Below are 1119 nucleotides of genomic sequence, written 5' to 3'. Positions count from 1 at the left end.
TAAATTTACGCTTGGTTCGGTATTGCATACACTTCCTCACTCTGAAGAAGTGTCTACTTATTCGGGGCCATTCCAGTGAAAGAAAAGGCTATTTTTGCCACGGAATACACGGAAAAACACAGAAAAATGTCAACTAATAAAAGGAAAATTGTTAGTTGGCCGTTGGTTAGACCTTACAATATAAATGTATTTCCGCTCTGTCCTTATTACTCTATGCCCGTGTGTTTCTGTGTATTCCGTGGCGAGAAAATCTTTAGTTTCTTGCTCTGGGCTTTAGCATTTCGTTAGGAGGATCTAATGGATAACAAGCAAGCCCACCATAAGTTGGTGGTGTTTTATGACGGCAGCTGCGAGGGCTGCATTAAAGACAGAGCCAACTACGAGCGCTGGGCAGGGGCCGGCGGCAACGACATTTATTGGTTTGATATTACCGACCGCGAAGAGCAGCTCAAGAGTCTAGGACTGAGCCCTGATCGGGTAATGCGTGAGCTGCATGTGCAAACAGTGGACGGTAACATCCTCTGTGAACTAGATGCCTATATCTTATTGATGCAGCGCGTACCTCGCCTAAAAGTGCTGGCGTGGTTGATCGGCTTACCTGTGATCCGCCCTTGCCTGTCGTGGGCTTATCGTACTTGGGTAGAGCGACGCTTAAAGCGCCAAGGCCGTATTTAGTCCGGTAAAAACGCTCGTTTTTAGAGCCAGAGCCAAAGCTATTTTTGCAACGGAAGAACGCGAACCCCACGGAAAAATTAAACCGAGATAAGGACGAAAAGTGACAGGGATAAAAAATTTAATGGTAATAGATCGCCCCCTGACGGTTTGGTGGTTGGCTCGTCCACTTCACTCTTTACCCCTCACTCCTCACCGAGTTTACTCTGATCTAATCACTATTTTTCTGTGGATGCTGTGGATTCCGTAGCAAATAAGATTTTTCGGTTCCACGTCTGTTATACCGATCGATCTACTTAGAATGGCGTGAGGCGTGATTTTAAAAAACACATAAGAAAAAGGCCAGTGCTAAGCACTGGCCTTCTAAGGGTGGTGGAGGAGGCTGGATTCGAACCAGCGAAGGCTGAGCCGTCAGATTTACAGTCTGATCCCTTTAGCCACTCGGGA

The 1119-nt window shown here is 46.6% G+C and carries 1 protein-coding gene; it reads left to right on the top strand.

The genetic code is table 11. The annotated features are described in order from the left end of the window. Nucleotides 1-297 precede the first annotated feature (297 nt). Nucleotides 298-675: a thiol-disulfide oxidoreductase DCC family protein gene (locus ACEN2G_RS14195; protein WP_442022646.1), complete on the top strand. Its 378-nt coding sequence runs from the start codon at nucleotides 298-300 to the stop codon at nucleotides 673-675. The last annotated feature ends 444 nt before the right edge of the window (nucleotides 676-1119 follow it).

Origin of the sequence: Oceanisphaera sp. W20_SRM_FM3 (assembly GCF_052119705.1) — a bacterium.
Taxonomy (GTDB): domain Bacteria; phylum Pseudomonadota; class Gammaproteobacteria; order Enterobacterales; family Aeromonadaceae; genus Oceanimonas.
Note: the sequence above shows the minus strand (reverse complement) of the source record. Positions and strands in the feature narration are given on the sequence as shown.

What these genes read in the sequence shown, in the direction of transcription:
- ACEN2G_RS14195 (WP_442022646.1), top strand. Translation starts at nt 298, where the DNA reads ATGGATAACAAGCAAGCCCACCATAAGTTGGTGGTGTTTTATGACGGC.